The sequence below is a fragment of the Nocardioides aequoreus genome, assembly GCF_000720335.1.
Lineage (GTDB): Bacteria > Actinomycetota > Actinomycetes > Propionibacteriales > Nocardioidaceae > Marmoricola > Marmoricola aequoreus.
Map to the genome: position 1 here is coordinate 1 of NZ_JOJN01000023.1, position 9,779 is coordinate 9,779.

Here is a 9,779-nt window from a genome sequence, read left to right on the forward strand (position 1 = left end):
CGATCGCAGCCGAGGAACTTCACTACGCTGCAAGAAACGGGCTCCAGCCGACCGGCTGAGCCATCAAACCCAGCCTCCGGACTCGCCGGGGCGGTTCAGAGTGTCGCAACCGCGAGAGCGTGCTGAGCGTGGTTCCAGCCAGCCCAACCGACGACCATGCTCGTGTCGCCCTCGCGACCTGCGGCGGGGTAGGCAACAAACCGCTCGTTCGGCTGGTCGTACTTTCCGCGCAGCCGCCAATATTCCGAGCGCACGAAGTCGACTTCCTTGAACTCAGGCGGAACCGCAAGTGCACCGCTTTGGCTGCCATCGCTACCCGCATCAACCCGCCGTTGAGCGTCCCATGTCGCGGCCCACGCTTCCCTCTTGCGCAGACCAGACTCCCGGTTGCGGAGGGCAGCCAGGTAGGGAACGGACTCCGGCTCCACGAGCTTTCCGAGGGCGCCCGCGACATCGACGTCCTTCTGTCCTGTCCAAACACTCAACGCCGCTACGAGCTTCTCGTCTCGGCTGACCTCGTCGGCCAGCACGGCCAAGCTCGTCGGAGTGGGCCGCCCGTGCCGATCGAACCAGAAGTCAGCGCGTTCGAGTGCGTCCAGAATCCACCGCCTAGCGGCACGCTCCTCGAGCTTCGCCCAACCGTCATGAGCCCAGCGCCGCTTGTTCTCCGCCGCCTCCAGCACAGCTAGTGCAGGAAGGGAGGCGATAACCTCCACGCGGCGCCTTACCAACTCCGCGTACGGCTTCGGCCACGCCGCAGGAAGCTCAGTGCACGGAACGATGCCAAGGCGTTCGAACCAACTCCGGTCGGCGCCAGGCTCGTCCAGTTTCTGCGCCATGAACAACTCGAAGGCGCGTTCTCCGGGCGATAGGTCCGGCAAGTCCTCACCGTGGTAGCACAGGTCCTCGTCGAGCAGCCCGAACAGTCCGTATACCTCCCAGTCGAGCTCCTCTTGATGGCTAACCATCTGCCGCCTAATGGCATGCCATTCTTCGCGGGCTACATCGAGCTCGTCCCGGGTGAGGGCTTCGCGAGCAACCACGGCGTCCGGAGACGTTGCTAGTTGTGCGTCAGCGAGCTCCTGTAGCGCCGCACCGCGCGACGTTGGGAGCGCCGCGGGTAGGGGAAGCTCAGCAATAGTTCCGCCGGTGATCTCAAACGTCCGAGACCATGTGATGTTAGCGGCGCCTCCCTTAGGTTGGGAATTTGCGCGAATCAAGAAGCACGCTACGGAGGAGTTTAGCACTGCCAACAGCCCCAAGTAGTCAGTCTCGACGGCCGGGGCCGGCAGCTTAATCACCGGCGCATGCGCATTGAACACCACGCCGCCACGACCAAGCGAAAAGTGGTTATGGGACGCCACATTCGCAAAATTGATTCCGTAATCGGTGGTATACGCCGAAGCGGTGTGCTGCATGTATTCCCACCAAACGCGTCCGGCATCCGCCATGTTCCCCTGGAAGGTCGACCGATTCGGAGGCGCCGCGGAGTCGGGGATGCTCCCACCTTTGTCGGACCGCCGTGGAAGGATAGGTAAGTGCTCTGTCGGGGTCGACAACAGGGGGTGACAGCGTTCGATGCAGCCCAACAGCGAACGCTGGCACGTCGTAACCGAGACCGAACACGCCCACGAACGGGAGGGCCTCGAGCACGTCCGTGAGCTCCTCCCTGACCGGGGTCCCTTCCACGCCTGGTGCAACTTCGAATTCGTCGACAGCAACGGGACGTGGTCCGAGGTAGACCTACTCGTTCTCGGTGAGGGCACCCTCTACCTCGTTGAGCTGAAGCACTATCAGGGCGACATAGGCGGCAACGCCTACCGCTGGGAGTTGCGGCACCGCTCCGAGGACTCCCCGCTGAAAAAGACCGCGATGAAGGCTCGACGCCTCGCCGGGATCCTGCGGGATGCCGCCAAGCGGTCAGGTCTAGACGAACGAGTTGTCCCGTTCGTGAAGCCCGCGATCTTCCTGCACGCGCAGTCGACCCGCTGCCTGCTGAGCGACTCGGACAAGAACGACTTGTACGGACTCGACGGTCGCGAGCAGCAGAGCAACCTGCCGAACATCGCTGATCTGCTCCTCGAGCCTCCACGGCGAGGCCCGGTAAACGAGAAGGACGTTCTACGAGTCATCGACCAAGCCGGATTCGCGCTCCGCCGCGAGCGCGAGATCGGCTCCTGGCGCCTAACCGGTCAGGCGCTCGATGAGGCGGACGACTGGCAGGACTGGCCGGCCGAGCACCGAGTCGTTCGCAAGCAGGCTCGCATCCGATTCTTCACGACCCCCCGGGGCGCCTCCCAAGCTCAGATCGCCGGAGCCCGCAGGCTTGCCGAACGCGAGTACGCGCTGACATCACGGCTACACCATCCGGGCATCCTCGCTCCACAGGACATCGTCGAGGACGAGCTCGGAAGCGGGCTCGTCTTTCCTTACAGCCCCAGCGACCAGCGACTCGACCTCTGGCTCGCTGACAACGGCTCGAAGCTGGACCTGCGAGGCCAGATCGACCTCGTGCGCCAGCTCGCTGAGGCAGTCCAGTACGCACACTCCAACGGCGTCGTTCACCGAGGCTTGAACCCGTCAGCGGTGTTCGTCCACGACGACGGTGACCCGAAGACTCTCATCGGTGGGTGGCGGGTCGCCGGCGCAGCTGAAGGCGCCGGGCCGAGTGTCCTCGAAACGCAGGGTGGGGCGACTCGTATCTTCGGACTGCTCGAAGCGCGAAAGCAGGGCGAGGTCGACCGTGTCGCAGATGCGTACGTCGCGCCGGAGGGCCAGTGGCGGCCAGACGCCAGCAGGTCCCGTCTCGATGTGTTCGCGCTCGGTGCCCTCACCTATCTGTTGGTGACGGGGCACGACCCTGCAACGAGCGCGGTCGAGCTCAAGCAGCGGTTGGAGCGCGAGCAAGGGCTCGACCTGGCTGCCGATCTACCGCAGGTCTCCGATTCTCTGCGGAGCCTTGTTCTTGCCGCGACCAACCCGGTGGTCAGCGAGCGACTTCGCGACGCCAACACGTTCCTGGAGAAGCTCAGCAGCGTCGAGCGCGAACTTGGTACACGCACCGGCGACGCGGAGATTGACCCACTCGACGCGCCGCCCGGCACCGTCATTGGTGGCCGGTTCGAGCTGGTGCGACGCCTTGGCTCGGGCTCCACAGCCGTCGGACTCCTGGTTCGCGACCGCGAAGCCGACGGCGAGTCTCGCGTACTCAAGGTCGCCGTGGACGACAACGCAGCCAAGCGGCTAGATGCCGAGGCTGAGGTGCTCGCCACCCTGAACGGACGCAAGCAGCCGCGGATTGTTCGCATCGTCGAGACGTCGCCGGTGCAGGTCGGAGATCGTAAGGCGCTTCTCCTGGAGTCGGCGGGCGAGGAAACACTTGCTGACGTCCTTCGAGACCGCCGTCGGCTCTCTCTCGACCTCCTCGACCGTTGGGGCACCGACCTTCTCGAAGCACTCGTTTCACTCGACGAGGCCGGCGTCGACCATCGCGACATCAAGCCCTCGAACCTTGGCGTGCGCGAACAGAAGAGCGACCGCGCCAAGCACCTCGTCCTATTCGACTTCTCGCTGGCGAAGGCGAGCGCTGCGACGATCAGCGCTGGTACGCCGCCCTACCTCGATCCGTTCCTCGGTACCGGCGCACGTCAACACTGGGACTCGGCAGCTGAGCGGTACGCCGCTGCCGTCACGCTGTTCGAGATGGCGACGGGTCATGCCCCTGTGTATGGCGATGGCGAGACTGCACCGCAGTTCGTCGAGCAGGCCACTATCGAGCCGGGCGACTTCGACGCCACCGTTGCCGACGCCTTGGTGCGCTTCTTCGAAAAGGGGCTCGCCAAGGATGCCAAGCAGCGACACGGGACGGCTTCGGACATGCTCGCTGACTGGCGCGCCGCGCTGGCGACGTCGGTGGCGACCACGCCGGAGGATGCAGACGAAGTTGCTGAGCGTGCGACTCCGGATACACCGTTGCCGCAGTCGGGACTCACGCCACGAGCGCTCAGTGCACTGGAACCGTTCAGGCTCAAGACCGTTGGCGATCTCGCTGCGCTGGACACGAGTCGGCTGAGCCGGTTCACCGGCATCGTCGATGCGACCAAGCGCGAGATCCGTGGACGCGCAAAGCAGTGGCGGGAGAAGTTCGCCGACCAACTGCCTCCGGCCGCGCCGCAGGCAGAGGATGTCAACCACGCTGACCCGTTCGCCTCGCCCAGCGTTGCAGCCACTCTCCTGGTTGAAGCTGCCGGCACTGCCCGGGCGCAGGCTCGTCGGACTGCTGCAGCCGTGCTTCTCGGCCTGGAAGGTGACGTCGATCCGTTCGCAGTATTGGCCGACCTCGCACCCGCCCTCGGGCTGGGTGGCCAGCCGCAGGTCTCGGCCGCACTAGCAAACGTGCGCGACGCGTGGGCGAACTCGCCGAACGCTGCTTCGCTCCTTGACGTCGTCTTCGATCGCGTGGTCGGCGTGCTTGATGGACTTGATGGTGCGGCGCGGACCGATTCGATCGTCGATGCTCTCGCTCCCGCGAGCGCGACCACGTTCGATCGGCGGTTGATTGCCGGGATGGTGCGCGCCGCTCTCGATCGCGCTGAGGACAAGGCCAAGGGCGCCGACGAAGAGTCGCCTATCGCACGGCGACGCCGTCGCAAGGACAACCGGCTTCTGCTGGCGCGCAAGGCGGAGGTGGCAGATGTGGCGGGGCCGCTCGGTGCCCGAGCGTCGCAGCTCGTCGAGGACTCCGCGTCCGCAGGCGAGTTCGTGGTACCGAGGGGTCGGTCGATTCCGGCTTTGCGCCAGATTTGGGCTTCCGATCTGCCTCCGCTCGACGACACGCGACTTGTGCGATTGGCTGCCCGACTTTCTGAGGGTGCCGCAGCGTCCGCCAGCGGCGAGCTCTACTCAACCAACATGCCTGTCGTCGACGCCGTGCGCCTCGCCCTCGGATCGACCATGCCGTCACAGCGTTTCTCGGTCGAGGACGTGAGGCGATTCGTTCAGGTCAGGTTCCCCGGCGTCGGCGGTGTGCCCGGTCGACCCGGGCTCGACCGAGTCCTGGCAGAGGCCGGAACTGGCCTGACCTGGGACGGCGAGTCCTACTCGATCCCGTCGGCTCACTCCGACACGACGTTCGTCACGCAGACGACGTACCCGGCCATCCCGATCCGCACGATGGAGGCGGGGGGGCATCCGGCCAGCAACACCCTTCGGGAGAGCATCGGTGCCCGATCCTTCCTCGCGCTAGGCGTACCGGCGAAGCAGGCGGAGCGTCTCGCCGCGGGCCTCGTTAGTAGTTACGGTGCGACGGAGGTCAACGTCAGCGACGTTCTCCTGGACTCGCTGAAGGAGAGCGCAGAGAAGGCTGGTGTCCCATGGGACACAGTCCTTGCCGCGGATGCTGCGAAGCCGGGGTCGGTCGATGCGCGCGGCCTGGCTGCGCTCGTTGAGCAGGCGGTCCCGCGGATTGAGGCAGCGATCCGCGATGCGCTGTCCAGCAACCCGAGCGAGGACCACCCCGTCCTCATTACCGAGGCGGCACCGCTCGCTCGCTATGGCCACATGGCAATGGTGAGCAGGCTCGCGGATATCACCACATCCCGCGAGCAGGCGGTCTGGCTCGTCGTTCCCGAAGAGGGGAGTGGTGGACCGCTTCTCGACCGCGTTGCGGTACCACTGACGTACGCATCCCAGTTCGTCCACATCGAGGGTTCGTTTGCAATGACTGAAGGAGAAGCGCGATGAGCGCCCGTGACACGTTGACCCCCGAGCTGCGCGCTGAGGTGCTGCGACTTGAGGATGACTTGCGTGCGCGCGTCGCGTCGCTACCTGAAGTGCAGTCCGCATGGCGGGCTGAGTACGACGCTGCACGAGCCGCGGACCGCACCGCAGCTGCGTGGGAGGCATGGGTTGACGAACGCGTGACGCTGGCAGCAGTTGCATGGGTGCTGACCACCGTCTTCATTCGCTTCTGCGAGGACAACGCACTGGTGAAGCCCGTGTGGATCAGCGGACCACGGGGCCGCGAAGCGATCGCCGCGCAGCAGCAATTCCTCCGCGAGGCCGCGCGCACGAACGCGAACGTCACCGACCGCGAGTGGCTCCTCCAGGCCATCGACTACTTCAAGTCGTTGCCGGCGACCTCTGGCCTCGTTGACGACACCTCGCCAATGTGGCTTGTCACTCCTTCTGGCGATGCGGCTACCCGGCTCCTCAACTTCTGGCGTGAGAGAAACGAGGCCGGCGGGCTGATCCGAGACCTGGCCGACCCGGATCTGGGGACTCGCTTCCTCGGCGATCTGTATCAGGACATCTCCGAAGACGCGAAGAAGCGCTATGCCCTCCTGCAAACGCCTGTGTTCGTCGAGGAGTTCATCCTTGACCGGACCCTAGAGCCCGCCCTCAACGAGCGCTCGCTCGATGGGTTCAAGATGATCGACCCCACCTGCGGGTCGGGTCACTTCCTGCTCGGAGGGTTCCAGCGACTGCTCAACCGCTGGCACAAGCACGCCCCTGGAATGGATGAGCGCGAGAGGGTGCAATCCGCCCTAGATTCGGTGTACGGCGTTGACTTGAATCCATTCGCCGTTGCAATTGCGCGCTTTCGACTAACAGTGTCAGCACTCCAGGCGTGCGACATCGCGACCCTCGAGGACGCACCCGCGTTCAAGTACCACCTCGCGGCGGGCGACTCGCTGCTGCACGGGCTCGATCAAGGCGAGTTCGATCTGGGAGCGTCGTTGTCTGCTGACCAAGTCGCGGCGAGGTTCGCCTACGCCACTGAGAACCTCGTGGCACTGCAGAAGATTCTCGCCAATGCTCAATACGACGTCGTGGTCGGAAACCCCCCTTACATTACGGTTGCCGACAAGTCTCTCAATGCTTTGTACAGGGCGATGTATGGGTACTGTCGCGGGACATATGCGCTCACCGTGCCGTTCATGGAGCGATTCTTTCTCTTGGCCCGTCGAGGTGACAGGCCGGGATGGATTGGCCAAATCACGAGCAACTCATTTATGAAGCGAGGCTTCGGAAAGCCGCTCGTTGAGAAGTATCTGCCTACCCGCGACCTGAGGTATGTGATCGACTCCGAAGGCGCTTGGATGCCCGGTCACAATATGGATGGCACGCCTACGGTCATTTTGATTGGAGTAAATCGCTCTCCAGTATCGGGACAGGTGCGGGGCGTGCTTTCCATGGGGAAGCGAGAGGGTTCCAGCGACACCAACGGGAGTGGTCCATATTGGACGCGCATCGTGGAGCACCTGGATGACCCCAGCTTCACGGATGAGTGGATCAGCGTCAGGGACCTTCCGCGATCAGACCTCGCAACGCATCCATGGACGCTCGTGGGTGGTGGCGCCCTCGATCTCAAGCGTTCGCTCGAGGAATCGGTCCGTCGGGTCCGCGACGTTGTGGCAATGCCCATCGGTCGAGCAGTGCGCATCGGCGCCGACGATGCTTTCGTAAGAGAGATCCGTCTGGACGCCGCGCGGCCTGACCTGATCAAGCCGTACCTGCTGGGGGAGGACGTCAGGGATTGGACCGCTGTCCCCTCGAAGCGAGTCGTCTACCCATATGACATGCGCACCGGGCAGCGTCGCGCCGACGGGGCGATCGAAAAGATTCTGTGGCCGCTTCGGACCAGTCTGGCGAATCTGTGGTTGGTCCCGGGGACTCGGCGGCCAGGTCCGGGGCAGACTTGGGCCATGACATCCCTCGCGCCCGCAGGGGAGCACGTGGATGCGCTGCGTGCTCTGCTCGAGCGGGTGGAAGCCGAACACGTGATGGAGATCGACGCCGTCAAGGAGTCGAGCTACGTCGCAAGTGACAGACGGCGGCGAGGGCCTGAGGCTGCCCCAGGGCTCAGTTGCTGGGCGATTCTGAATGGGGACGGCCTCGTCGTCGGCTACATGTCAGGCCGGTTCGGCGGTGGTATCCCGGGTCACGACCTCCCCGAGAGAGGGATCGGCGGATTCATCAGCATGATCGCGATCGTCAAGGAGGCGCGAAGCCGTCGTCACGGATGGCACGCGGTTCGAGAGTTCGCGAAGCTCGCGCGTAGCGGTCGTGGCACGACAGAGCTTGGCCTCCGCCTCGATGAGGCTGGCGATGTGGGACGACGTCGTGCTGCATTCGAACGCATGGGGTTCGTGTTCGACGACCTGCTCGGGACCGCGTCCGTCGAAGTGCTCCTGGCCGACGGCTGCGAGAGGTTTCCTCAATGAGCCTGGTCGTCGCTGCCATCCACGACGATGACCGGATCACGATGGTCTCGGACACAAAGGTCTCGTTCTTTTATCCCGACGGTCGCCCAGATGATGCGACGACGCGTCGCACCTACGTTGAGGCCTTGCCGAAGATCGTTCTCCTACGACCGGATCTGATGGTGGGCGTCACGGGCGATCAACCACATGAGGTCATTGACGATCTGATCGGGCACCGCGCCGACACGATCGATGACCTGCTGACACACCTCGCAGCTAACACCTCAGCGGGGTTCGTCGTGGCCGCACTCGGGCCGGCGCGGGTCTGGCACGTCGAAGGCGGGAAGATCGACGACCGCACCGGTGTGCGCCGTGCCTGGAGCGGCGACCGTCGTGCATACGACGTGTTCCGCACAAGTTGGGAACAGTGGCCGGACGGCACGGATGTGCCGTTCCTTCTGAGCTCATCGATGCAGCGGCTCACGTCCTTCGACCCAGTCGCCTCAGTCGGAGGCTTCACGTTGACGGCAGCGACGTACGACGACGGGTTCCGGTTCCAACCGTGGGTCACGACGGTCTTCATGTCGCACCACGTCCATGTTATGCCCGGGCAGGACCCAACCCGAGGCGCACTCGGCCTCTTGATCCCGGAGACCGGCGTCGGTCTCCTGTTTCCACACGAGCGGCCATCGGCGGCGACGAGAATCGGAGCGACTACGAGTCGGGCGGTCGCCGACTTGGCGATTCACCGCGGGCAGCGACTGATCGTGACCGCAGCTCCGGGTGATGCTTGACCAGTAATCCATCGCGGCCACGCCGACGGCGGGCGCGGGCCCTTTGACCCGCTGCCTAGAGACGATCGATCCAGGTGTCCTCGCCGCGGGCGTCCCACAGCGACGATGACGGCTGGCCAGCGGCCTTAGTTTGGCCGAGCTTGTTCAGAACGGCGATCGCTTCATCATGGGTCAGGTCACGCAAGTTCTCGAGCGGCCGGCCAGCAGCCTCCTCGACGGCTCGCTGACGGTCATCCATCGACGCCAGTCCGCGCGCGTCAAGTGCCTTGCGGATCAGGTCTCGCTGCCAATCGGCGACGGGAGTCGGCGACGGTGGCGGCGGAGCAACTGAGTCAGGTTCATCGCCAAACAGTCCAAGGTCACCGTCCACGGGGCAAGGCTACGAGACAGCCCTCCGCGGGACGTCGGCGAAGCGTGAGCTCGCACGGATCCTTCGCCCAAGCAGACGAACTGCGACCTGACCAGACACAAAGGCAAGCTTCATCGCGTCCCATGCGAGGACGAGGACCAAAAGGTTGAGCCACCCCGGTGCACCGTTCGCAACTGCTTCACCCAAGGCGTGCATCGCGACGAGCAAGGCGGTCGCGAGCACAATGAGCACGGCAGCGGTTCGCCCTCGAGGAGCTTGAGCCCGCACGCGACGAGCCAGCAGGTTGGGTCTGCTGCACGGATAGGTGACATCTTGACCTGACCTACCGTTTGGGCTCCATCCGCGGTGGCTAACTGACAGCGGGGATGGGTTCGTTTTCGGAGCGTAGTTCGTACTCGATCGGGGTGCGAT

The 9,779-nt window shown here is 64.6% G+C and carries 5 protein-coding genes; 3 read left to right on the plus strand and 2 right to left on the minus strand.

What is annotated here, in order from left to right; all coding sequences use genetic code 11:
- Positions 1-95: 95 nt before the first annotated feature.
- Positions 96-1,589, minus strand: coding sequence for a BREX-2 system adenine-specific DNA-methyltransferase PglX (pglX, locus tag IG63_RS0120075; RefSeq protein ID WP_281174323.1), 1,494 nt, complete (start codon positions 1,587-1,589; stop codon positions 96-98).
- Here pglX (IG63_RS0120075) and pglW point away from each other — a divergent pair.
- Genes pglW through IG63_RS0120090 form a run of 3 tightly spaced genes read left to right on the plus strand, consistent with a single transcriptional unit; the run spans position 1,579 to position 8,998 of the window.
- Positions 1,579-5,742 carry a BREX system serine/threonine kinase PglW gene (pglW, locus tag IG63_RS0120080; protein ID WP_051707362.1) on the plus strand — a complete coding sequence of 1,388 codons (4,164 nt, stop codon included), beginning with the start codon at positions 1,579-1,581 and terminating at the stop codon, positions 5,740-5,742. The two genes, pglX (IG63_RS0120075) and pglW, sit on opposite strands and share 11 nt — an antisense overlap.
- Positions 5,739-8,225 carry a BREX-2 system adenine-specific DNA-methyltransferase PglX gene (pglX, locus tag IG63_RS0120085; RefSeq protein WP_051707364.1) on the plus strand — a complete coding sequence of 829 codons (2,487 nt, stop codon included), beginning with the start codon at positions 5,739-5,741 and terminating at the stop codon, positions 8,223-8,225. Before pglW ends, pglX (IG63_RS0120085) begins: the two co-directional genes overlap by 4 nt.
- Complete coding sequence (locus tag IG63_RS0120090) at positions 8,222-8,998, plus strand: hypothetical protein (protein ID WP_030486117.1); 777 nt, start codon at positions 8,222-8,224, stop codon at positions 8,996-8,998. Before pglX (IG63_RS0120085) ends, IG63_RS0120090 begins: the two co-directional genes overlap by 4 nt.
- A gap of 55 nt (positions 8,999-9,053) precedes the next feature.
- On the opposite strand, the gene IG63_RS22925 is transcribed toward IG63_RS0120090, so the two are convergent.
- Positions 9,054-9,368, minus strand: a complete 315-nt coding sequence (locus IG63_RS22925) for a hypothetical protein (RefSeq protein ID WP_157210325.1) — start codon at positions 9,366-9,368, stop codon at positions 9,054-9,056.
- Positions 9,369-9,779: the final 411 nt, after the last annotated feature.